General features: G+C 53.2%; 13 protein-coding genes and 1 pseudogene. 8 read left to right on the forward strand and 6 right to left on the reverse strand.

The genetic code is table 11. The annotated features are described in order from the left end of the window. Window positions 1-53: 53 nt before the first annotated feature. Together ACO08I_RS27380 and ACO08I_RS27385 are read left to right on the forward strand one after the other, a co-directional pair. A complete protein-coding gene (locus ACO08I_RS27380) occupies window positions 54-7325 on the forward strand; it encodes a LamG-like jellyroll fold domain-containing protein (RefSeq protein ID WP_421947716.1) in 7272 nt (2423 codons plus the stop codon). Between the two features lie 61 nt (window positions 7326-7386). Next, complete coding sequence (locus ACO08I_RS27385; protein WP_421947717.1) at window positions 7387-10260, forward strand: hypothetical protein; 2874 nt, start codon at window positions 7387-7389, stop codon at window positions 10258-10260. 585 nt (window positions 10261-10845) lie between these two features. Here ACO08I_RS27385 and ACO08I_RS27390 read toward each other — a convergent pair. Beyond that, window positions 10846-11568: an outer membrane beta-barrel protein gene (locus tag ACO08I_RS27390; RefSeq protein ID WP_421947718.1), complete on the reverse strand. Its 723-nt coding sequence runs from the start codon at window positions 11566-11568 to the stop codon at window positions 10846-10848. Continuing rightward, window positions 11538-12269, reverse strand: a complete 732-nt coding sequence (ubiE, locus tag ACO08I_RS27395; protein ID WP_421947719.1) for a bifunctional demethylmenaquinone methyltransferase/2-methoxy-6-polyprenyl-1,4-benzoquinol methylase UbiE — start codon at window positions 12267-12269, stop codon at window positions 11538-11540. The genes ACO08I_RS27390 and ubiE overlap by 31 nt, the downstream gene beginning before the upstream one ends. 134 nt (window positions 12270-12403) lie before the next feature. Between ubiE and gyrA the strand changes: the two are divergent. Together gyrA and ACO08I_RS27405 are read left to right on the forward strand one after the other, a co-directional pair. Next, window positions 12404-14991, forward strand: a pseudogene (gene gyrA, locus ACO08I_RS27400) (DNA gyrase subunit A). Between the two features lie 149 nt (window positions 14992-15140). Next, the gene (locus tag ACO08I_RS27405; RefSeq protein WP_282774793.1) at window positions 15141-16478 is read left to right on the forward strand and encodes a tetratricopeptide repeat protein; all 1338 of its coding nucleotides are present in this window, start codon (window positions 15141-15143) and stop codon (window positions 16476-16478) included. Window positions 16479-16538: 60 nt separating this feature from the next. On the opposite strand, the gene ACO08I_RS27410 is transcribed toward ACO08I_RS27405, so the two are convergent. After that, entirely contained in the window at window positions 16539-17111 is a 573-nt protein-coding gene (locus ACO08I_RS27410; protein ID WP_282774791.1) for a sugar O-acetyltransferase, read from the reverse strand. Between the two features lie 112 nt (window positions 17112-17223). On the opposite strand from ACO08I_RS27410, the gene ACO08I_RS27415 reads away from it, so the two are divergent. The 3 genes from ACO08I_RS27415 (at window position 17224) to ACO08I_RS27425 (ending at window position 19613) form a co-directional block, all read left to right on the forward strand. Continuing rightward, window positions 17224-18537 carry an aspartate kinase gene (locus tag ACO08I_RS27415; protein WP_282774789.1) on the forward strand — a complete coding sequence of 438 codons (1314 nt, stop codon included), beginning with the start codon at window positions 17224-17226 and terminating at the stop codon, window positions 18535-18537. Window positions 18538-18619: 82 nt separating this feature from the next. Then, window positions 18620-19066 carry a hypothetical protein gene (locus ACO08I_RS27420; RefSeq protein ID WP_421947720.1) on the forward strand — a complete coding sequence of 149 codons (447 nt, stop codon included), beginning with the start codon at window positions 18620-18622 and terminating at the stop codon, window positions 19064-19066. A 37-nt stretch (window positions 19067-19103) separates the two neighbouring features. Beyond that, window positions 19104-19613, forward strand: coding sequence for a YciI family protein (locus ACO08I_RS27425; protein WP_421947721.1), 510 nt, complete (start codon window positions 19104-19106; stop codon window positions 19611-19613). A 6-nt stretch (window positions 19614-19619) separates the two neighbouring features. Here the strand turns inward: ACO08I_RS27425 and ACO08I_RS27430 are convergent, their stop codons facing one another. Genes ACO08I_RS27430 through ACO08I_RS27440 form a run of 3 tightly spaced genes read right to left on the reverse strand, consistent with a single transcriptional unit; the run spans window position 19620 to window position 23088 of the window. Beyond that, window positions 19620-20174: a GNAT family N-acetyltransferase gene (locus ACO08I_RS27430; RefSeq protein WP_282774783.1), complete on the reverse strand. Its 555-nt coding sequence runs from the start codon at window positions 20172-20174 to the stop codon at window positions 19620-19622. Then, the gene (cdaA, locus tag ACO08I_RS27435; RefSeq protein WP_282774781.1) at window positions 20161-20955 is read right to left on the reverse strand and encodes a diadenylate cyclase CdaA; all 795 of its coding nucleotides are present in this window, start codon (window positions 20953-20955) and stop codon (window positions 20161-20163) included. Before cdaA ends, ACO08I_RS27430 begins: the two co-directional genes overlap by 14 nt. Before the next feature lie 9 nt (window positions 20956-20964). Continuing rightward, window positions 20965-23088 (reverse strand): prolyl oligopeptidase family serine peptidase, encoded by a 2124-nt coding sequence (locus ACO08I_RS27440; protein WP_421947722.1) that lies wholly within the window; start codon window positions 23086-23088, stop codon window positions 20965-20967. Window positions 23089-23343: 255 nt separating this feature from the next. On the opposite strand from ACO08I_RS27440, the gene ACO08I_RS27445 reads away from it, so the two are divergent. Beyond that, a complete protein-coding gene (locus tag ACO08I_RS27445; protein WP_282774777.1) occupies window positions 23344-24504 on the forward strand; it encodes a hypothetical protein in 1161 nt (386 codons plus the stop codon). The last annotated feature ends 16 nt before the right edge of the window (window positions 24505-24520 follow it).

Here is a 24520-nt window from a genome sequence, read left to right on the forward strand (position 1 = left end):
TGTCTTTCTCAAATCAGCCTTGGTTTGAAGACGGAACATCAAAAGAATAAAACATGAACTATAGATATACACTATTGCTATGTCTGTTCTGCTGCATAGGGATGAGCCATTGGCTTCATGCTCAGGTGGAAACAGATTGCAACCCGCTGGAAGGGCTACCGGTAGCTGAAGGGGAAGTCAACTTCATATACGGTACAACGACCAATGCTTTCAGCAACATCAACAAATCTGACATCATTGTCGGGCAGCCACTAGTCGGTTCCATCACTTCGCAACCCTACACCAGCGAGTACGGGATATGGTCTATCTTGAGGATGCCCCCTCAGGCTCCTGCCGTAATGGCTTCACAGGGGGATTTCCCGGACCGGGTACTTATCAACTGGTCAGAAGACCCACTTGGCCCTACATCTTCTGAAGGCTTTATCGTGCTCCGGGACGATGCCTATCTGACTAGCGTTGATCCCGGTATTTCCCAGTTCATTGACTTCAATGTGCAAGCCGGTGAGTTCTATGAGTACAAAATCATCGGTAAAAACACCTTTGGCGATGGCGTAGCAGGCGTGAGCGTCGGTTTTGTCAATCCTAATGGAGTGGTCTCTGGGAAGATCCAGACTTCCAACGGCAATCCGGTGCCCGGCGCTATGGTAACCCTGACGCCCACCATAGGCCAATCGCTGGCTTTCGGGGGCGAGGGCGAAAACATCTGCATTTCCTACGATGAAGCCCTGCCAACTGATATGTTCACCGTATCTGCCTGGGTGAAAATCGGGGACAGCCACGACTCAGACGGCATCATTGACCTCGGCAGTGATTTGAACAAAAACTTCTGGATTCATACCACCCCGTCCAATATGGCGAAAGGCGTGGTAGCCGGCGTTGGCGATGGCACCGCGCATGAAATGGCATACGAGTTTGAGGACGACCCCAATACGGTTGGCACCGATGAGCGGGACGAATGGCACCACGTAGCAGTGGTTTACGGAGGGGGCTCCATGATCCTGTACGTTGACGGAAAATTCAAGCGCTCCATACAAGCGGCTATTGTCAATGAACCCGCCCTGTTTTCCATCGGCAGCCGGCGGGACCAATCGGGCTTCTTTGAAGGGAATCTCGATGACATCCGCATTTACAACCGCTTGCTTACACAGACGGAGATTGTCTCTACCAAAGACATCACCGCGAACAAGTTTACAGAAGGCCTGGTCGGCTACTGGAAATTTGACGAGGGCCTCGGCTCCAAAGTTTTTGATATCTCCAAAACCGGGATAGACGGAACCCTAAACGGGGCCACTTTTTCGGATGACACGCCGGATATTCTGAATGGAGCGATCACCGATGGCACCGGGTTTTACTTCATGGAAGGCATCAACTACAGCCAGGAACAGAACTTCACGGCCCGGCCCTCGAAGTTGTTTTACAATAACTATGCGCTGGAATTCAATGCAGCCTATGAGTCCTCGGCAGTACTGACCAATTTTGGCCTGTCTGATACGAGCCACATTGAAGTCACGGTACACCCTTTCGACCTGAACAGCACGCAGAGTATTTTGAGCAAAGTGGAAGGCGGCAGTGATGCCTTTAACCTCTTCCTGGAAAATGGCAAGTACAAGCTGACGGTCAACGGAGAGACCCAGGAACTGGGCGATGCCGTTGGTGAATACCAGCACCTGGCCCTGAGCCTGAACAGCACAGCCGGCACAGTGACGTTTTATCTGAACGGGAACGAAGAAGCCAGCCTGAGCTACGGCAATCTGGCCGGAAGCTGGCAAGCAGAAGCCTGGCAGGTGGGTGCCCGGGATATCACTACGCCCACAGATTTTTTTACGGGCCTGGTAGATGAAGTCGCCTTTTACGCCGACTCTCTGCTGACCCTGCAGGAAATACAGCTGCACGCTACCGCCTTTGGCGATGGGGGCACGGATGTAGGCCACGGCAGCCTGACTTCCTACTTCAACTTCAATGAAAGCGAAGGCACGGAGGTATTTGACAGCGGCCCGGCGGCTACCGGAGTAGGGGCGATCAAGGGCGCATCCTATTCCTTCATCACGTTGCGGCAGGAGGAGTTCCCGCATGAGTTCCAGCCTAATAACCGTTTCGTGAATATCAACAACAGTGCGACGGCCGTGAGCGATGTGGACTTTACGGACATTTCCACCGTGCCCATCTCTGGGGTGATCCGCTTCCAGAATACCTTCTGCTTTCAGGACAGCGTGGAGATTTTGGTTAACGGGGCACCCTATTTCCCACCTATTTTCACCAATGAAGAAGGCCGCTTTGTGGCTGATTTTGAGCCGGGTGCCAATGTGGTGCTGACACCAAGGTATGGGGAAGATAGTACAGCCCATAGCTTTTTCCCTGCCTTTTTCGAGGCCCGCAAGCTGAATACGCCCATTGCCAATGTGCTCTTCCAAAACCTGACCAAGCGGGAGGTGGAAGGTCAGGTGTTCGGAGGGCTTTGCCGTAAGTCTGTTATTCCGGAAGACGGCAATGGCGACCCGGCCGCCATCGTAAAGGTCAAGCTGGCCGCATTGAACGGCTGCTACGAAGAAGAACTACAGCTACAGACGGTGGACGGCAAGTTCAAGTTTGATAATGTCCCGCCCATCCCGGTTGCCGTATCGGTGACCGAGCACTCCAATAGTGTAATTTACAATTACTTCCAGGTACAGGGCGGTACGGAAGTCGACCTCCGCAATACGCAAAAGGATACGGTGGACTTCATGTACATCAGCCCGCCCAATGTAGAGTTGGGCGAGATCAATGACGGGCTGCTGGCTAACGATTGCAACCTGCCACTGGTCAATGACTCCCAGGAGTTTTCGACACCCAAGCTATATTCCAATAACATTCGGGTCTTTCAGGATTATGATGGTGGAAAGTGTTATCTGGATACGTTTGCGCTGACGATCAACAATGGCATTCAGGAAAGCGATCAGGAGCAAATCCTAAGCGATACCAGCACTTACGTATACGAGTGGTATGCCAATAACCCGAATATGCTGCCCCCTCACACCAAAAACCTACAGGTGACTACGGAGGTCGATGGGCTGCAGGCTACAGAAACCTATCAGGCAATTGTATTGGGTGAGCGGCAGTTGCCCGGTACCATTTCCACTTCCGGGCCATCAGAAGTCTTTGGTATTGTGTACGACCCTCCGGGGGACGGTTCCTATGCCACCCTGACTCAGGGCACTGAGACCTGTGTGACCTGGGGAGACGTAAATGTCAATACTGAAAATGGAAGTTTAGATGTTGCAATTAAGAAAGGGAAGAAAACAGAGATTTTAAAGGGCGGTGTAGTCGCCGGGGTAATCACCTCCCTCGAAGCCTCAAATACAACTACGATTTCTGGCACTTTTGAGGCTAGCCAATCGAATTCCAACGAGGCGGAGTTTTGTTTCACCACAACTAAAGAGATTAGTACTTCAGATGGGGACGATATCTGGGGTACGTACGCTGATGTGTATTTTGGAGCGGCTATGAACTTCGAAGTTGGTGCCCGGGATATTTTGGATTATGATTTTGATAATTGTGGATTTACGTTCGATCAGATTTTGACGATTTCACCTGTTGGATTTGCCACGGACTTTGTGTTCTCAGAATGGCAAATCCTGACTGAAGTGATTCCATTGTTGGATTCGATCGCTGCCAACGAAAGCGTGCCACAGGTGCAAAGAGATCAGGCAAAGCTTTCGAGAGACAAGTGGGTGACAGAGGTAACCAATAAGCGCTATCGCCAAAGAGAAGCGCAGTATGATAGGAACATCACATTCGACGCGGCGACTACCTATACGGAGACGACCTCAAGTACGATGACGGGTACCAATACGTTTACTACCACGCTTGGTGGCGGTGGAGGTGTTCAGAATGAAACTGGTTTTGATGTGGGAGGCTTTGGTGTGGACTGGACTGTAGAGATCGCTTACAACCATACCAACGAAACCACCGAGGGGGTCTCTACCAGCAACTTCGTGGAAACCTCCTTCACCCTCGCTGATGATGACCTGAATGACTTTTACTCTGTGGGCATTGCATCCGGCCCGCAGCCGAATATCGGGTTTGATGACCTGGAAGCCATGGAGGATGAAGTCGATGCTTTGGAAGACCAGATTTCTACCTTGTATGAATTTGACAATACCATCACTAATACCAATTACCAGGTATCAAGCCTGAACAAGGCTCCATTTGCTACTGCCCCGATGTTCAAGCTAGCAGGCGGGGAATCCATGTGCCCCTGGATACCTGGCACCCGCAACCGGGAGGAAGTATCCATTCAGGTGGCCGAAAACGTAGCCATTAATGTGCCGGACAACACCCCGGCGGTCTTCCAGGTGACCCTGGGCAGCATCGGCCCCAATGGCACGGACGGGCTGGTTTATGAGCTGGGCGTAGACGAAGGCGGCAACCCCGATGGCGCATTGATCAAGCTGGACGGGGAGCCATTGATTAACCCCGTGGAGTTCCAGTTTATCGGCAATCAGTCTTTCAACAAAACGGTCACGGTGGAATACCCCAATACCGGGCAGTTCACCTTTGAAGACCTGGGGCTGTATTTTGCCTCTACCTGCCAAATAGACCACTCCGAGTCTGTAGGCTTTGATGCCGGGGTCGGCGGTTTCCTCATTTACGATGATTACCAGTCCATCGCCCAGTCGAATGGGGAAAAGGAGGTGTACAGCCGCTTTTACCTGCCCCTGGAGCTCGACGTGTATTTTATCGAGCCTTGTTCACCGATCGATATCTCCTTCCCGTTGCAGAACCATGTGGTAACGCCGGGCAACGAAAACCTCTTTGTCACCCTGAGCGAGTACGATAACGAGGACCCGGACCTGGACATTGTCCGCCTGCAGTACCGCCCGATCCCGGGCGATGGCTCCTGGGTCAATATCCTGGAATTGCCGGCAGACAGCTTTGCCAATGACCCGGTCTTTAAGATCGTGCAGTGGGACATGATGGAGCTGAAGGACGGCGCCTACGAGCTAAGAGCAATCGCCGATTGCGGGGGCACGATAGGCGGCGACCTTTCGCCAGGCATCTCTGAAGTCATCAGGGTGGTCAAGGAGACCGAGGCCCCCGAGCTGTTCGGCGCGCCACAGCCCGCCGATGGCATCCTGAGCCGTGGCGATGAGATCTCCATCACCTTCAATGAGCCGATCAATTGCAATAAAGTCTTTGATGCGGATGGCATCGGCACGAATATCAACCTGAACAACATCGCGCTGATCGATACCGAAACCGGCGCGCTCGTACCCTTCAGCAGCCAATGCGTGGGCGACAAGATCATCATCACGCCCGAGATACAGTCCCGCTTTATCAATGGCAAGACCCTCCGTGCGGTAGCTACCGATATCGAGGACCTGGCCGGCAACCCCATGGAAGTGCCCATCGGCGCTCCCGGCAGCCCGACCGTAAACTTTGAATCCTGGGAGTTTCTCGTCGACCTTAACCCACTGCGCTGGACGGCCGGCTCGGACATAGACGAAGTCGTAAACGAAGGCAATGGGCTGGTCGTTACCCGGGATATTGTCAACCAAAGCGGTGCCCCGATGAATTTCAGCATCACTGGCCCGCGCATCGACAACCCGGACGGCTCAGTTTCCTACGGCAGCATCCCTGCCTGGGTGACCATAGCGCCCACAGACGGCACGCTAGACCCCGGCGAGCAGGAAGAGATTACTTTTGTTTTTGCAGATAACCTCCCGCAAAACGAATATGCAACTCAAGTCAATGTGGTCGGCACAGACGGCAACAAGGACATTGATGTCGACCTGCGGGTGGCCTGTGAAGGGCCGGGCTGGGAGATCAACCCGGGCAATTTTGCCTACTCGATGACGATGACCGCCGAGCTGAATATTGAAGGAGAGGTGTCCACAGACAACCTTGACCTCATCGGCGCCTTTGTCGGCAGCGAGCTGCGCGGTGTGGCAGCCGTGGAGTACGTAGCCGAGATCGACAAACACCTGGCCTTCCTGACCATCTACAGCAACAACCTGGTTGGGGAGACGGTGACCTTCCAGATCTGGGATGCCCGGGAGTGCACGCTCTACGGCAGCACAAACGAAAGTTTCGATTTTGTAGCCGACGACCTCATCGGTTCGCCCATCGTGCCGCAGGTCATCCACACGAACAACCTGCTGCTGCGCAAGATCCCGATCTTCCCGGGCTGGAACTGGATCTCCTACAACCTGGAGCTGCCAGACCCGAGCATCAATGCGGCCCTTTCGAGCCTGACGCGCCCGGAAGATGCCACCATCAAGGGGCAGACAAGCTTCAGCCAGTACTTCAACGGCGGCAGTGTCTGGGCCGGATCGCTTACGGCGCTGTCCCACCTGACGATGTACCAGTACAACGGCACCGCTTTCGACAGCCTGGTGATCCTGGGCAACCCGATAGACCCGGCTACGCCCATGAGCTTGTCCGCGGGCTGGAACTGGATCGGCTACCTGCCGCAGGCGGGCATGCCGGTCAATCAGGCCCTGGCATCCCTCAGCCCGCTCAATGGCGATATCATCAAAAGCCAGGCTGGCTTTGCGCAGTATGTGGCCGGCGTAGGCTGGGTGGGCAACCTGGACTTCATGAGCTCGCCGAACGGCTACCTGATCAACCTGGGCGAGGCGGGCACGCTCACCTACCCGGAGAGCTTCAACGGGCCTAATGAGGAAGCCTTCCGCAATCAGGATGGCATCGAAGGCCGCAGCGCTTCGCAGTGGGAAGTGGACCCCCACGATTATGAGCACAGCATGAACCTGATCGCAGTGGTCACGGATGCCGAAACGGGCAACCTGCTGCACGAAGGGGACGAGGTCGGCGCCTTCATCAACGGTGAGGTGCGCGGCAGCGCGCAGCCGATCTACGTAGAGGCGGTGGATGCTTACCTGCTCTTTATGACCGTCTACGGCAACGCCGAGGGCGGCACGGCCACCTTCAAGTACTACGATGGTACAGACGGTGAAATCAAAGCCGTGGAAGAGTCTTTTGTCTTCATTGCGAACGACATCCTGGGCACGGTCAACCTGCCGGAGCCGCTGACGCTGCAGAGCGTGACGGACGCTGCGGCCCTTACCGGCACGGCGCCCCGCTTCGAGCTCTTCCCCAACCCGGCCACAGAGCGGGTGTACCTAAGCTTCGATGCACCTGCTGCTGCTGAGATTATCGTGGTCGTCAGCGATGCAACGGGCCGGGAAGTGGCACGTATCGGGACAGAAGCTGCTGCCGGAGGCAACTTGCTGGAATGGCGGCCTAATAACCTGGCTGCCGGGCTGTACTTCGTTACCCTGCACGGTAATGGCCAGGTACAGTCTGCGAAATTGAATCTACGACCTTAAATAAGCCTGCTGCCTGTCGCGGGGTTACCTTGCGCGGGCAGCAGCCCAAAAGCATAATCCAATGCGATATATATTTATTATCCTATTGATGGCTGTTGCCTTCAGGGCATCCGCAGGCCCGCCCGACTGGGCGGCGCCGGAGCCCGGGGGCTACGGCTACTCGGCAAGCATCAATGCAGCCCTGGTCATCGATGGAGCGCTGACGGCGAATGCCAATGACCTCATCGCTTTCTTCTCCAACGGGGAGCTGCGGGGCGTGAGCACGCCGGTAAGCATAGGAAATCAGGTCTTCCACCTGTCTACGGTTTTCTCCAATACCGCTACCGGGGAGGAGCTGCAGGTGCGGGTCTACCATGCGGCCACCGATGCTGTTTACATCGCGCAGCAGCCCTACGCTTTCGTGCATCAGGGCGTGAGCGGCAGTTTTGATGCGCCCTACGAAATTGAAGTCTTCACGGACGGTGATGCGCCCATCGGGCTTCAGGCATTGCCGGCACAACAGACCTTGCAGGGCGTGCCCTTCGCGCCCCTGGGCCTCCTGCCGTTCCTGGAGCGGCAGGACAACGACGGTATTACCTGGTCGGCGGATTTCAACCCGCACGTCCTGACTTTTTTTAACGGGGCAGAGCTGACGCTGATCCCAACGGACCCCGCCTGGTTTGGTTCCACCACAGTCACAGTGCGCGCCACCGAGCAGACAGCCAACGCTTACTTTGCCACGGCAGCACTCAGTGTCACCATTGAGGAAGGCTACGCCGGGCCGCAGTGGGAGGATATCCCAACACAGAGCGCGGAGCCGCAGGCCGGCTTTGAGCTGCTGAGCCTGCCCGGCTTCGAGGCGGCCTATGGCGGCCCCTGCCTGGACTACAGCCTGACACCTGTACTGGCTACGGCAGGCAGCCAGCCACAGTTGCCCGCCAGCTGGAGCACTCCTCTTTTGCAACAGCCGTTCAGCATGAACCTCTCTGCCCGGGCGCAGTATACCCCCTGGCTGCCGTTGGGCGATGAAGCCGACCGCCTGGCTTTCTTCATCAACGGCCAGCTGAGCGGCACAGCGGCCCCGGAGCTGGTCAACGGGCAGGCGTACTACTTTGCCACCGTGTACCATGCCATGCCGGAAGGGGAAATGGAGGTGCGCTACTACAGCGCAGCCCACGAAGCCCTCTTCACCTTGCCTGTCACGCTCAGATTTGGCGGCAACGGGCAGCTGGGCAGCCCGGACGAGCCGCTGCTGCTTGATTTCTCCCCCTTCTTCTTTGAGCTGGACGAAGCCGGGCAGCTGGGCATCACGCCACAGGACACGGCCTTCCGGGGGGCGCACCCGTACACCTTCCTGGCCGCGGACTGCGATTATCCGGAGGTGCTGCAGGACACGGTGTCCACACAGCTGTGCTATGACATCGACAGCGATCAGGACGGGCTGTGCAATACGCTCGACCCGGCGCCCTTCGACCCCTGCTTCCCGGATTACGAAGCGCCGCCCCTGCACGTGCTGGACAGCAATGGGGACACGCTCACGAGCAAAGGCGTGCTGGAAGTGGGCACGGACCCCGGCGATTGCCACTACTCGGCTATCTGGCGGGCTTTTTCCATAGAAGACTGCTCGGGCGTGACGGTAGAGGCTGCCCTGGAAAACCAGGACGGCCCCTCGGCCGGGCAGCTGGAAACGGTGCTGATTGATGCGGCCACCGGGCAGTATGCCCTCTACCTCACCGTGCCTCAGGGCACCTATGAGCTGGAAGTGGTTGCCACAGACGATTATGGCAACGCGGAGGATTTCACCTACACCTTCATTGTAACGGATGAGGAAGCGCCGCAGCTGGCCTGCCTTGATGTAGAAGTAGCCCTGAGCTACGACGGCACCGGGGAGCTGCTGGCCGACGAGGTGCTGGACTTTGTCAACAGCAGCGACAACTGCGGGCTGGACTACAGCACGCTGATGATCAGCCAAACGGCTTTTGACTGCAGCGGCCTGGGCATACAGAGCGTAGAGCTGACGGGTTCTGATATACATGGCAACAGCAGCAGCTGCACGGCGCAGGTGGAAGTGCTCATCAGCGAGAGCATCCCGCCGCCCTGGGGCACAGCCGATATCGGCATGGTGCCGGGCAGCAGCAGTTATGCTTACGACCCCTGTGCCACGGGCGACCCGTCCAAAGGGCATTTCACCCTCAACAGCCCGGGCTACAACCCCATTTCCGGAAATACGGACCAGCTGGCGGGCGTAGTGCAGGAGCTGTGCGAAGGGTCCGGCATCCGCGCGGAGGTACAGTCGGTGGGCCCGGGTACGTATGCGGGCATATTCATGCGCAACAGCAGCGCGGCCGGGTCGCCCATGGCCGGGCTGTTCACCAACCTGACGCCTTTGCTGCGCTGGGAGAGCCGCCTGCAGCCGAACGGCGGCAAGAGCTTTACGCCCTTTCAGGCGGTAGCAACCCCGGTAACGCTGGGCATGCGGCGGCACAACGGCCTGCTGCAGGCTTTCTACCGCATCCCCGGCGGGAGTGGCTGGCAGTTGATCACACAGATGCAGGACCACCTGGAGGAGTGCGTGGAAGTGGGCTTTGGGGCTTTCACGAGCACGCCTGGCGGAGCGGCTACCGCCGTTATTGGCCCGGTGAGCACCATAGGCGCTTCTAACAGCACCGAATTTGGGGGCAGCCCGGCCATGGAGCTTACTGGTGCTTCTGGCACAGGGCAGCTGGCGCTTTGGCCCAATCCGGCCTCCCGGTCAGTTACTTTATCGCTGGGCGCCCCGCTGGAAGCACCGGCGCAGGCCCGCCTGATGGACGGGCTGGGGCGGGCTGTGAGGGCATGGGCACTCGAAGTGGGCTTAACGGAGCATCCGCTGGTCGTAAGCGGCCTGCCGAATGGCTTATACTGGTTGAAGGTTGACGGGCAGCCGGGCGCACAGCGGTTGCTAATCAGCCGGTAAGGCAGCAGCGGCATTCAAAAGATACCGGAAGGGGGCAGTGATGAGCGCTGCCCCCTTTTGTTTGTCACAATAGCATGTCACAATAGTGTTTACCCCTCGCTATGGATCGTTCACGGCAAATATTATGGCGTTCACCACATATTTCAAATCCCCTTTCTCTTCTTCTTTAGATTTGAGTTATCGAAACGATCCCACCTACCGATTAATGAAGCTAAACCCAGATGGGCCATTTCAAGTAGAAGGTCCATGCAGTTGGCATACTTAACCTTTAGCCTTAAGAATTTTATGGGGAACCTTTACGCTACAGCCTTTAACGGGTTGTTAAGGCTGTAGCTTTTTCACCCAAAAACAAACACTACACATATCCCGGTAATTAGACATTAGGGGAATATGCACGGGCGTTTATCGCCGATGAACAAACACCACATTCAAACACAATAACAACACGAACGGGATTAATTAAGTGCCTTAGGGCCTTCAATGGATATTTAGGCAAAAGGCTGCGGTAGTACCCGCAGCCTTTTCTATTGTGCCGACAGAGCGTATATCGCTAAGGCTTGCTTTTACTGCCCCCGAAACCAGCTTTTACCCCTCAAAGTGGAAGGAAAGCGTAAAGGTGCGGGAAAGTATCTTTTCCAAAACGGTAGACTCCTCGATATTCTCATTGTAGATCAGCGTATTGCCGATGCCATGAGAGATTTTGATCTCCGGGGAGAAAATGAAGAAAGGGAAGAAGAACTGCACGCCTGCGCCGTATTCCAGTGCAAATTCATTGGGGGCGATACGCACGAGGGTCTCCGCCTGCCGGGTTTGCGAATCGCTGGCCACATCAAAGGCATACTTTACACCAGCGATGACAAAAAGCCGCATATCCTTGTAGGGGGCCGATTTGTAGCGCAGGTGGAAGGGCATTTCCACGAGGACAGACTCTACCCGCCGTTCAGAAAAATTAGACCGCCGCCCAAAACGGGTGTAGCTAATCGTTCGCTCAGCAAAAGATAGGGTGGGGAGGAAGCGAAAATCGAAATGATCGCCCATTTTCAGGTTGGTGACAATACCCAGATTGAAGCCCGGTCCTGAGGCGGACTCGACCACGCGGATGGAGTCGCTTTGCAGGAACTGATCAGAGTTGAAGGGCGTGAACCGGGAGGAGTTGTACCCCAGGGTAATCCCAAAGTAATAAGGCTTCTGCTGGAAGTCAAAGAAATTATAGTTGCCGGTAGCCTGAGCTGAAGCCTCCTGTGTGGAGAGCTGAAAGAGCAGGGCTAGCGCTAAGCTTACGCTTTGCCACCGGAATAAATCGCGCAAACGCCAAGAGTTAGTGGTATGCATTGATTTGATTTGAAGCCAATTTTGCTAAGAATATCGGTAAACTGTTCGCGGTCAGGAAATGCCTGTACCGATTCGTAAAGATAACTGTAAGCCCTGGGGTCTTTGGAGGTCAGCCGGCCCACGGTGGGCAGGATGTTCCGGAAATAAAAGTTGTATAGTTGCTTGAACGGGAAAACCCGGGGTTTGGAAAACTCCAGCACCACAAGCTTGCCGCCCGGCTTTAGCACCCGATGCATTTCTTCGAGCCCCTTTTCCAGGTGTTCAAAATTGCGCACACCAAAAGCAACGGTGATGGCATCAAACGTATTGTCTGAAAACGGCAAATTCTCCGAGTCGCCCTGCTGCAGCTCAATGGTGGTGCTTAAGCCACGTTTATCGATTTTAGTCCGGCCAATTTCAAGCATCTCATTGGCAATATCAATGCCGATGATTTTCTCAGGCTGCAATTGCCGTGCGGTCTCCAGTGCCACGTCTGCCGTGCCGGTAGCCACATCGAGCACCATCTTAGGCGCATCCTCCTTCAAGAGCTTAATGGCACGCTTGCGCCAGTACACATCAATACCCAGAGACAACAGGCGGTTCAGGAAATCATAGTAGGGCGCGATGCCATCAAACATCTTCGACACCTGCTCTTTCTTACTGCCCGACTGATCATACGGCTTTACTTCCTCTGCCATAGTAATTTCAAAATTTTTGCAAAGATATATTTTGGGAAGGGAGTGGCCGTCATAGTAAAGCAAAATCCTGTTTTTTTCTTATCTTTGCCTGTCTTTGAAAAAAGGGCAAGAAAATACAAGAATAAACCGCTTACATGTCTTTGAAACAGCGAATTATCCCCGTTAATATCGAGGACCAAATGAAGTCGGCCTACATCGATTACTCTATGTCAGTAATCGTTTCACGGGCTCTTCCGGATGTACGGGACGGCCTCAAGCCGGTGCACCGACGGGTCCTGTACGGTATGTCAGATTTAGGGCTAACCTACAACAAAAGCTATAAAAAGTCAGCGCGTATCGTTGGAGAGGTGCTGGGTAAATACCACCCTCATGGTGACTCTTCCGTTTACGATACGATGGTACGTATGGCACAGAACTGGTCCCTGCGCTACCCACTGGTAGACGGACAGGGCAACTTTGGCTCTATGGACGGCGACAGCCCGGCCGCCATGCGTTACACAGAGGCCCGCCTGGAGCGTATCTCTGATGAGATGCTGGCAGATATCGGTAAGGAAACCGTTGACTTTGCCTTCAACTTTGATGATACGCTAAAGGAGCCAACGGTACTGCCTGCCAGAATCCCCAACCTGCTGGTCAATGGCGCTTCCGGTATTGCCGTAGGTATGGCGACCAATATGCTGCCGCACAACCTCACGGAAGTGGTCAATGGCATTGTGGCGCAAATTGCCAATCCGGATATTACCATCGAAGAATTGATGCAGTACATCAAAGCGCCGGATTTTCCAACGGGTGGCATCATCTATGGTACGAGTGGTGTACGCGAGGCTTTCGAAACCGGCCGTGGCCGGGTCGTGGTCCGGGGACGGGCCGAGATTCAGGTGGCTGATAATGGCCGGGAAACCATTGTGGTAACAGAAATCCCCTATCAGGTTAATAAAGCCAACCTGGTCGCCAAGATCGCCGAGCTGGTGAATGACAAAAAGATCATCGGTATCAGCGATATCCGGGATGAGTCCGACCGGGATGGCCTGCGCATCGTAGTGGATGTGAAGCGGGATGCTATGGCCAGCGTAGTGCTGAGCATGCTTTATAAATATACAGCGCTGCAGACCTCTTACGGTGTGAATAATGTGGCCCTGGTCAACGGCAGGCCTGAGCTGCTCAACCTGAAAGATATCATCTCGGAGTTTATCAAGTTCCGAATCGAAGTCATTGTGCGCCGTACACAGTATGATTTGCGCAAAGCGATTGCCCGTGCGCATATCCTGGTTGGCCTGCTCATTGCGCTGGACTACATAGATATGGTCATTGACCTCATCCGTGGCTCCGCTACGCCGGAAGACGCCCGTAATGGCCTGATGGAGGGCGCGTTTATTGAGGATAGAGACAAGTTCTGGAAGCAGTTTGGCCCGCTAATTGAACAGGCGGACACCGATGAATATCCGAGAGAAGAGGGCAATGCGCTTTCAGAAGCTCAGGCGCGCGCGATTCTGGATATGCGGCTGCAAAAGCTGACTGGCCTGGAGCGGGATAAGGTGAAGGAGGAGTACGATGAACTGCAGGAGCGTATCGCCTATTTGAAATCTATCCTGGAAAGCGAAGAGCTGCAGCGTGAAATTGCCGCAGAGGAATTGCAGGAGATCAAAGAAAAATACGGAGATGAACGCCGTACTGATATCACAGCTGCTGATGGCGAAATCAGCATTGAAGACCTGATTGCCAATGAGGAGGTTGTGGTTACGATTTCCAGTTTAGGCTACATCAAGCGGACACCGGTCTCTGAATACCGTAAGCAAAGCCGGGCGGGCGTGGCTCCCGTGGCAGTAAGACCCGGGATGCGGATTTTGTGGAGCACTTGTTCATTGCAAGTACTCACAATTACCTGCTGCTCTTCACGGAGTCCGGGCGTTGTCATTGGTTAAGAGTCTATGAAATACCGGAAGCGAATAAGACCTCAAGCGGCCGGGTGATTCAGAATATCCTGGCTATTCCAAAAGACGATAGTATCAAAGCCTATATTAATATTCAGGACCTGACGGATGAGGAGTTCATCAACAATAATAATATTGTTTTCTGCACCCGCAATGGCCTGATCAAAAAGACGCTGGTCGAAGCCTACTCCCGTCCACGGGCAGGTGGCATTAACGCTATTACTATCAACGAAGGCGATCAGCTGATAGAGGCGAAACTAACCAACGGTAACCAAGAGGTATTTATCGCCAGCCGTTCCGGGCGGGCGATCCGCTTTGAAGAATCCAAAGTGCGGGCTATGGGCCGTACCGCTGCCGGTGTCCGGGGCATTAGTCTGAATGAAGATGGCAAAGATATCGCGGTAGGCATGGTCATCATTGATCCGGAAGAAGCCGAAACAGCCATTATGGTCCTTTCTGAAAAGGGGATGGGCAAACGTACGTTGTACAGTGACTATCGTTTGACCAACCGCGGTGGTAAGGGGGTCAAGAATATGCAAATCACAGATAAAACAGGTGGGGTGTTCTCCATCAAAGCAGTGAGCGAGGATAGTGACCTGATGATCACCACCCGTGACGGCATTGTGATTCGTATGGCCGTTAGCGATATCAGGGTGATGGGCCGTGCCACACAGGGTGTGCGCCTCATTAAGCTGGATAAGCACGATGAAATGGCCGATATCGCCGTGATTCATAAGTCAGAGGATGAAGATGAGCCAACGACGCCTCCGGCATTCGATGAAGAGGAATAGGAACTGGTTTTAACATTTTGTAAATACCGATTCTTTCCGGAAATTCGTCTAATAGAGTGAAAAATTGGGGATTTTGGGGTCTTTTTTGATCTTAAGCCCCGTTTTTCGGGTTATTTGAATACAAACCAAAAATGAAAATTGCATACAACATGAAAAAACTGATCTTAGCACTGACTGCTGTATTGATGGTATTTGCAGTACAGGCACAGGACGGTAAGAAGGCGGTTCGTAAGGCATCAAGTGCTCTGGGTGCTTTTAATCTGGACCCTACCAACAACAAAGAAAAGCTGCAAGAGGCTATTGACCTTATCGAGGAGGGCGCTTCAGATCCGGAATCCTCAAAGGAGGCCAAAACTTTCCTGACTAAAGGTGAGATCTACAATGAAATCGCGAATCAGTATCTGATTGCAAGCCAGCTAGGAGACACGGTAGCAGCGAAAAAACTTCCACAAGTTGACGATCCTGCTATGATCGCTGCTGAAGCTTTCCTTAAGGCTTATGAGCTGGCCGAGAAAAAATGGGAAACCAAAGACGCTACCAAAGGAATGGCGCAGGCTCAGGGCCACCTTTCCAACAGCGGTGTGATGGCTTTCCAGGATGAGCAGAACTATGAGAAGGCTTACAATGACTTCAAAATGGTGCTTGATCTGCATAAGGTCCTGACTGATGAGAAGGAAGACAGCAATCTGAAGAATGAAGAGGACTACCTCAATCAGCTGTACATCACAGGCCTCTCTGCTATTAATGCCAACGAAATGGACGCGGCCAAGGCGTACTTTGATCAGCTCTACGAAAAGAAATATGACAAGCCGGTTATCTACGAATCGCTGTACAAGATTACAGCAGCGGATGAGTCCAAAATGGATGAAGCCTATGCCTATCTCGAAGAGGGCCGTAAGCTTTTCCCGGATGATGTATCTCTGCTGTTCGCAGAAATCAACCACTTCCTCCGTATTGGTAAACTCGATGTGCTGATTACCAAGCTGCAAACGGCTATCGAAAAAGAGCCGGACAACGTTTCCCTTTACTCCACACTGGGCAATGTGTATGACAACCTGTATCAGAAGGCTTTGAAAGCGAATGACGAAGCAGCCGCAGAAGAGAATTTCAACAGTGCCATGAAGTACTATCAGCAGGCGGTAGGCAAAGAGCCCGATTATGTTGATGCCATCTACAGTATTGGCGCGTTGTACTACAACAAGGCAGCGGTTATGACACAGGACCTCAACAAGTACGCTGATGACTACTCCAAGGAAGGTCTGAAGAAGTACGAAGAGCTCAAAAAGAGTATCTTCGAGGAGTTTGACAACGCTTTGCCATTCTTCCAGAAAGCGGAGTCAATCAACCCTGGTGATCTGAACACACTTATCGCCCTCAAGGAAATCTACGCTCGTAAAGACGACCTGGAGAAGTCCAACGTCTTCAAGGAGCGTATCGACCGCATTCAGGCGGGTGAGACGATTGAGGATGCCTACTTTGATAAGTAAGTTAGCTTTTATAGGGTAACATAAAATGCCCGGGCAACGCTGTTGTTGTCCGGGCATTTTTTATACGTCGTCTTGCTGGTCAATGGCCCGAATGACCCGGCAGGGGTTCCCCGCGGCAAAGCTATCTGCCGGAATGTCACGGGTGACCACGCTCCCGGCTCCAATCACTGCCCGGTCGCCAATCGTCACGCCAGGGCACACGATAACACCGCCCCCCAGCCACACATCATCCCCGATACGGATCGGCTTGGCATACTCTTTTCCACTGCTTCGGGCTTCTGCGTTCAGCGGGTGAGTAGCCGTGTAGAGCTGCACATTGGGGGCGCACATGACCCGGCTGCCAATGTACACCGGTGCCACATCCAGCACTACGCAGTTGAAATTGAAAAAGACCCGCTCGCCGGCATAAATGTTATAGCCGTAGTCACAGTAGAACGGCGGTTCAATCCAGAGGTCAGGCTGACTGTTGGGCAGCAGTTGTTGCAGTATTTCCTGACGCTTGTCTTTTTCGTTATCCCCGGTCTCGTTCAGGGCTTTGAACAAAAGGCGGGCTTTTTGGCGTTCTTCAGTGAGGATCGGGTCAAGGGGCACATACATTTCCCCGGCGATCATTTTCTCTTTTTCTGTACGCATGTTGTAAAAAATGAGGAAGTGAAAGAAATAGGCAGACGCTATTGCCTGATATTTTTTACCTTGCGCAATTTCTGAAAATTTTGATGTAACCAATTAATACAGTTCGATAATCATGAAGCGTCCAGTTCGGGTTTTTAAATTTGGAGGATCCTCACTCAAAGATGCAGCGGCTATTCAAAATGTAGCTAATATCCTTCGTGACTTTAAAGACGAAAGCCTGGTGGTGGTGGTTTCTGCAATGGGCAAAACGACCAATGCCATGGAAACCGTAGTCGAAGCCCATGCCGCTCAGAACGGTAAAGCCTTTGATCTGCTCAACGAAATCAAAGCCCAGCATTACCGGATTATGGACGAGCTTTTCCCTTCTCAAAATGAGGAGGTCTATGCTGCGGTTAATGATGTATTCGTAGAAGTGGAGTGGGTGCTGGAAGAACCGCCGCATGACAACTACGACTACATGTATGATCAGATTGTCTCGATCGGCGAACTGGTCTCCTCCAAAATTGTGAGTGCTTTCCTGAATCAAATGGAATTGCCGACCGCCTGGCTCGATGCAAGAGACGTGATTCTGACCGACGATATCTTCCGGGAAGGCTGGGTACAGTGGGAACAAACACAGGAACGCGCCACAAAACTGGTAACCCCACTGCTGGAAAAGCCGGGCTTTGTGCTGACACAGGGCTTCATAGGCAGTACTACTGAAAACTTCACCACTACTCTCGGACGGGAAGGCTCCGACTATACCGCTGCGATTTTTAGCTTTTGCATGGATGCCCAGGATATGACCATATGGAAGGATGTCCCCGGTGTCCTGACGGCAGATCCCCGAAAGTTTGAGAATGTCACCCTGCTCGACCGCCTCTCCTACAAGGAAGCCATCGAGATGACCTACTACGGTGCTAAGGTCATTCACCCCAAAACCATCAAGCCGCTTCAGAACAAGAGCATTCCGCTGATGGTCAAGTCTTACATCAACCCGGAAGGCGCGGGCACCTACATTTCCGACGAAGTGGAGGACAACTACCCGCCAATGGTCGCCATCGAAGGCGATCAGGTATTGCTGCAGATCAGCACCCGCGATTTTTCCTTCGTTGCAGAGCACCACATCCGGGAACTGTTCAACATTATCGCTGATCTTCGCATTCAGGTGAATATGATGCAAAACTCAGCCATCAGTTTCAGCCTGTGCGTCAATGATGTGGACGATAAAGCCGACCGTTTCGCCCAGCGCATTGAGCAGGACTTCAAAGTGATGATGGACCGCGGGCTCGAACTCATTACCGTCCGGCATCATCAACCCGCAATTATGGAAGAACTGCGCAAAGGCAAAATTGTCCTGCTGGAAGAACGCATTAAGGACACCACCATTCAAATGGTAGTGAAGGATGTGCCGGTCATGCGCCGTAAGGAGGTGCCCACAGCATAAACTTGCCGGAAAGTGGTTTTTATCGGATTGACTCCCAACCCTCCGGGCTGGCTTTTCGTCTGTACACGAAAACAATCATCCGATGAAAATCCTAAAAATTTTGACTGCCGTGCTGATCTTCTCCACCATTTTTGGGGCTTGTGAGCAGTCAGAGGGCGATGGATTAATCCTTTGCCCAACGGGGACCTGTGAGGATCAGGTGCAGGTGAGTGACGACCTTTATGAGAATGGGCCGGACGACGAACACATGATTTCCAACGCCTTCATTTCTGACGATTGCCTGGACGTGACCTTCCGATACGGAGGTGGGTGCGGAGAAGTGGAAGCTCATCTGTTTGCCAGTACAGGTGAAGGTGATAGCCTGCCACCTTCCCGTTTCATCAGGGTAGGTTTTCAGGACGACGATGACTGTGAGGCGTTGCTTGTCTACACCAAGACTTTTGACTTGACGCCTCTTCGCTCCGGGGCGCATTCTACCGTCCTTCTTCAGTTGGAAGGGTACGATGAAGTGCTTGAATATAACTATTAAAGAAAAGCCTTAACTTACTGAATAAAAAAGACTGCAGATGAAAAAACAACTTCCCTCGCTGTCCCTGCTCTTAGTCTTGGCTTTATCCTGCGGGCAGGGGCCTGTGGAAACCGCTTCTGAAACACCGGCAAGCCCCGAAGAAGCCAACCGGCCGGTGGGTGCCGCTTACGACAGTCTGCTCGCTCAGGAGCTGGGTGCGGATGACTACGGTATGAAGGTCTATGTGATGGCTTTTCTGTACCGGGGAGAGGCTACAGGACTGGATTCCCTGCGACGGGCTGAGCTGCAGCGCGCCCATCTCGATAATATTACCCGCATGGCAGAAGCCGGCGACCTGGTCCTGGCCGGCCCGTTTATGGATGGGCAGGATCTTCGGGGCATCTACGTATTTGACGTCAGAACTGTTGCTGAAGCGGAGGCGCTGACCAATACAGATCCGGCAATCAAGGCAGGGACGCTGCGCATGGAGCTCCGGCCCTGGTATGGTTCGGCAGCCTTAATGAAAGTCAATGAGCTGCACGAACAGGTGGCCAAGATTGATATTTAGCAAGGGTCAAAAGATAGGGCCCAAAAAGTCGACTAATCCTTCTTTCCAATGTTTATCCCCTAACGGCTTGACCATCAGGGAGTGTTTTACTGAGCGCCGCGTCAGCCCCATAGACTGCTCACCGGAGATCATCATCCACACGCAGGGGTTGCTTACAAGCTGGAAACCATTGTCCAGGTAAAGCTGGTGCTGACTGGCTAGCAGTACCAAAAAGTCTATCTGATGAGCCTGCCCAAGTGCGGAGAGTTGATTCAAAAGGTAGCTCGCTATGCGCCGGCGTTGAAAAAGTGGATCCACACAAAGATCAATGACCCCAAAAACAGGATATACCTGCCCGGCATTGTGCATGAGGCGGTGCTCAACGGCCATGTGCGCCATCAAATGACCTTCCTGATAGCCGAGATAGCGGAAATCAGGCAGCTGCCTGTAGAATGTCCGGTCCGGATAACCCGGGAAAGCCATCTTCAACAGCTGTTGAATATGCTGATGCTGAAGGTTGGTCAGCGCAAACTCTTCCACCCGTTCCAGTTGTATTCCCTCAGGTAATTTAGTAGTACTCACTCAATAACGATTTCAGTTCCTGCTCATCAAGTTTGCGGCGCAGCTCGCCCTCTACGGCAATAGATATTTGCCCGGTTTCTTCTGAGACGATAAAAGCCGCTACATTCGCCCGCTCCGTGATGCCCACTGCTGCCCGGTGCCGTAAGCCCGCACTGCTCGGCAGGTTAGGGTTTTCGGATACGGGCAGGACACAGCTGGCAGATTGCAGCCGGCCATTGCTCACAATAACAGCTCCATCGTGCAGAGGGCTGTGTTTATTAAAGATACTTTCCAGCAAGGGCTCCGTAATATCTGCATCCATAGCCACTCCGGAGCTGACCAGCCCGTCAAGGTCAAGATTGCCGGCCAGTACGATCAGTGCTCCTGTTTTGCGTTTGCTCATGCGCACTATTGCAGAGCGCAGGGCGCGCAACTGCCGCACTTTTTCCTCCGTACTTTCCAGGTTGCGATCCAGAATCCGCCCCAGAAAGTTAGAGCGTTGCCGAAGTGTGGTATTGCCCAGGAATAACAAAAAGCGCCTCACCTCAGGCTGGAAAATAATGATGATTATGATGACGCCCACGCTCACAAACTGGTCCAGAACAGCCGAAAGCAGGTCCATTTCCAGCTGATTGACCAGCCACCATACCACATACAGGGTTAGTACCCCCACAAAGATATTGAAGGCAATATTGCCGCGCAGCAACTTGTAAATCTGGTACATCAGGTACCCGACAATGATGATGTCGAGCACATCCCAGATTCTGACTGGCAAAAAACCAATATCGAAGAGGTAAATCATGTACGCGGTTTAATCCCGTACGGGCGTTTTCAAGTGGTACAATAGAAACGCCATTATATCTGCTGCTGTTTCATCAAATGCTTGTGCCTGCGGTACCGGGTAAATGATTGCCGGTGCCTGGGCAGTTTGTTGATACTGTAACGCAGCACCCATTTTCCAGGTATGCACAGGCATTACAACATCACTGTTGAGATGTGCAGCGAGCATCGTGGCCGGATACTGGTCTGCCGGTAGTTTATGCACAGGCGAATAGGCGAAAATAGGATCAAACTGTTTGGGGGCATCGGGGGCTCCAAATTCAGGTAGCCACTTCCACCCGGACCCAAACTCCGGATAACGGAGCAGGTCATAGAGCCCGTCAATGCCTGCAACAGCTCCGAAGAGATCAGGGCGTTGCGCCAGGCTTGCACTGGCAATCAGCCCGCCATGGCCTTCGCCGTATACCCCAAGGCGGCTTGCCTTTGTGTATTGATTGGCGATCAGATACTCGGCAGCTGCCTGGAAGTCGTCAAACGTATTTTGCTTATATTCCCGCTGTCCTGCCCGGCGGAGTTTGGTGTTCAGTGCACTGCCCCCTCTGAGGGCGGGAATCGCACAAATGCCGCCCTGCCTCAGCATGAGCTGTGCTATCAGCCGTTCCTGCGTATTGTACATGGGCGCAAAAGGCCCCTCCTGACGCCCGCCGGCGAAAATAAGGGTGGGGTGCTGGCCATTCAGCTTTAGCTCTCTCGTGTGAATCACGTACATGCTGATTGGTGTCCCATCGTAACTTTCCAACCGCACCAGGCGGGTTTCAAAATTACCGGGCTTCAGGATAGTGACGGGGGTATGGAAAGCCGTCATCCGTTCTGCTTCAAGATCGAGGTGGTAAACCTGAGGCGGCTCCAGAATATTACCATAGCTAATGAAAACATTTGGGTCATCGTACTGACTGCTGATATCAAGTATATGGCCGTTTTCAGGCAGTTTCGGGCGTTTGAGCAGCTTACCTTTCGTATCGTATATCGCCATGGCGCTGCCGGCTTCTCCCTGATATACAGCCAGAAGGTTGCCATTTACCCAATGCACGGATGACAGTGGTGAGGAGCTTTCCGGCAAAATAGTCTCCCAGTAGTTAGGGGCAGACAGGTCTGGGTCAACCCGTATCAGGCGGCGGTTCGGGGCATCAAGGTTGGTAATAAGATAAAACCCGGCTGCATCAGCTCCTGCCCATTCCAGTTGATGTTCCAGCCCCTCAGCAATGGTTGTAAAGCCCGCGTCTGTTTCCCCGGCAGGCCGCCCGTATATCGCCTGATGCCCATCGGCATCAGTGGACAGTAGTACCAGGTAGTCCTGCACCGGGCTCAGGTGCACCTCAAACCTGAACCTGGGGTCGCTGCGATCTGCATAAATGAGCTCGTCTTCTGATTGGTCAGTGCCCGGTCGATGGTAGCAGACCTGCTGGAAAAGATAAGGCTCGGTGGGGCTGCCCGGGCGGGCGTAGCGGCTGTAGAAAAAACCGCTGCCGTACCAGGTGATATTGCTGTGGCGAACAAACCGAAGGGTGTCTGAAATGAACTTCTCCTGCTCAAGATCGAACAGGAGAAGGTCTTCCCATTCAGAATGGGCTAAGGACCGCTTCAGGGCCAGTAATGTGCCATCCGGAGAAGGTGTAAAGCTGGTAATGTCAGATGCGGTTGGCCAGCCCAGGCTTTGCGGGTTGATTAGTTGTTTTTCCGGAGCATTTAGGCTGTCTCTACGGAAAAGGCCTTTGCACACGCCTCGCTCTGACTTGAGGTAATAGTAGGCACCTTTGATAAGCCGGGGCGGGCTGATTGAGGTATAGTCGCTCAGCTGTGCGATTTCCTGTCTCAGCAAATCACGCCCCGGTAGCTGACTGAGATAGGCACGGGCTACCTCTGACTGGGCGGCAGTCCATGCTTTCGTTTGCGCAGAATCGGATTGTTCCAGCCACTGGTAAGGCGCGGGCACTTTATAACCAGAAAAATCATTGATCGCGGCTGTATCTCTTGGCGTATCGGGGTAGCTAACCGGGATGTGCGGAAAATCATAAGCCTGATCTGGTGAGCTGGATTGACAACCAAATAGCAGCAATGCTGTGCAACATAAAAGCAATAAGCCCGTATTTTTCATTAGGTTATAATTTTGGTTTGTCCTTTTTGCCTGACCCGAATCTCAATTAATAGCTATCTTGAGCTTTCCAGGCTGCAGGCTGGTGATTGTTTCCCGGGCTTGACTCGTACCCGGTTGAAACATTGGGGCTACATGGGCCATCCATAGCAGACAGCAAAGCCGTAGCCTGCCCGTTTTACTCGTTTCGCTATTGGCAATATAGGGAGGAAAGCCCAATCTTTCAGACCATTTGCAACGGCATAAAAACTTCATAGCATGCAAATTAAAGCATTTTTCGCCATCCTGATGTTTTCCGGGCTGCTAATCAGCAATGCTTATGCTCAGGATGAGGTTTTATATGATGAAAAAGAACGGCCTTATGTGCTGAATAAGGAAGGCAAACGTGCGTACCTCGTGCCTATCCCGGAAGGAGAAGCAGTGGGCCCTGACCATGCTGTACTTGACGTTGAGGTAACTCCTCTGCCCGGAGCCACAATTATCACTTCTGAAGATTTGCGCCGTATTGCAGACCGGAAAGCTCAACTTGCGCAGCAGGCTGCTGCAATCGCCCGTCAGCGTGCAGACGAGGCACGGGACCATACCCTTTCTCTTCAGGAGCAGCTGGATTCAGCTATGACAAGGGAAAATAATACAGAACAAATCCTGCAGCTGGAGGAACGGCTGAAAAATGCCCGGGAAATCGAATCGATTGCCATCAGGGAGGCCCGTATGGCACAGCAGGAAGCCGCTAATGCCAGGCAGATTCGAGATAATCAAACCTATGTGGAAGCTTATCAGCGCGAGCAGGACCGCAAAAGGCTGGAACTGCAGCAATTTGAAGGGGTGGATGTGATCTCTTCGGATTCCTACGAAAATGTACTGCTTGATGATGACTACCGCCCCTTCGGCCATACCAATGAAGTGGTGCAATTCCCCGACTACAACTGCGTCTTTGAGTTTGAGGGCGTCAACTCCGGCGGAAAGTACCAGGTCAGCCAAAAGGAAGAGTTGTTGTTTACCCATACCCCAACCGAGCGCCTCCGGCCAGTGTTGGGAGGAAAGGAGTACCTCACCTGCCGGGCAGCTTTCAATCAGCTGGGCGGCTACCGGTATATCTCTATGGATTTCACCTTCGCCATGGACAATGCCAAACAGTTGTACGGTACGATTCAGAAGAGCTCTTTTCTGGTTATGATGACGCTCAACAATCAGTATGTTAAGCTGCTGGCCGGCAACGGGAGCAGTGGTGTGCTCAACGAAAAGACCGGTGAGCTGACCTATCGGGTTATCTATCCGATAGACCAAAGCCAGATGAATTTGCTGAAACGTTTTGAGCTGGATAAGATCATTCTGGGGTGGAGCAGTGGCTATGAAGAGTATGAAACTTACCATCCGGGTCTGTTTATGCATCAGATTCAGTGCCTGGAGTCCCGCTGATTGGCTATATTTGCAT

The sequence above is a fragment of the Phaeodactylibacter xiamenensis genome (genome assembly GCF_965229835.1).
Lineage (GTDB): Bacteria > Bacteroidota > Bacteroidia > Chitinophagales > Saprospiraceae > Phaeodactylibacter > Phaeodactylibacter xiamenensis.

Bases quoted from the DNA above. Each gene is read 5' to 3' on its own strand.
- ACO08I_RS27380 (WP_421947716.1), top strand. From the start codon at position 54: ATGAACTATAGATATACACTATTGCTATGTCTGTTCTGCTGCATAGGG.
- ACO08I_RS27385 (WP_421947717.1), top strand. From the start codon at position 7,387: ATGCGATATATATTTATTATCCTATTGATGGCTGTTGCCTTCAGGGCA.
- ubiE (WP_421947719.1), bottom strand. From the start codon at position 12,269: ATGGCAGAGGAAGTAAAGCCGTATGATCAGTCGGGCAGTAAGAAAGAG.
- ACO08I_RS27405 (WP_282774793.1), top strand. From the start codon at position 15,141: ATGAAAAAACTGATCTTAGCACTGACTGCTGTATTGATGGTATTTGCA.
- ACO08I_RS27410 (WP_282774791.1), bottom strand. From the start codon at position 17,111: ATGCGTACAGAAAAAGAGAAAATGATCGCCGGGGAAATGTATGTGCCC.
- ACO08I_RS27415 (WP_282774789.1), top strand. From the start codon at position 17,224: ATGAAGCGTCCAGTTCGGGTTTTTAAATTTGGAGGATCCTCACTCAAA.
- ACO08I_RS27420 (WP_421947720.1), top strand. From the start codon at position 18,620: ATGAAAATCCTAAAAATTTTGACTGCCGTGCTGATCTTCTCCACCATT.
- ACO08I_RS27425 (WP_421947721.1), top strand. From the start codon at position 19,104: ATGAAAAAACAACTTCCCTCGCTGTCCCTGCTCTTAGTCTTGGCTTTA.
- cdaA (WP_282774781.1), bottom strand. From the start codon at position 20,955: ATGATTTACCTCTTCGATATTGGTTTTTTGCCAGTCAGAATCTGGGAT.
- ACO08I_RS27440 (WP_421947722.1), bottom strand. From the start codon at position 23,088: ATGAAAAATACGGGCTTATTGCTTTTATGTTGCACAGCATTGCTGCTA.
- ACO08I_RS27445 (WP_282774777.1), top strand. From the start codon at position 23,344: ATGCAAATTAAAGCATTTTTCGCCATCCTGATGTTTTCCGGGCTGCTA.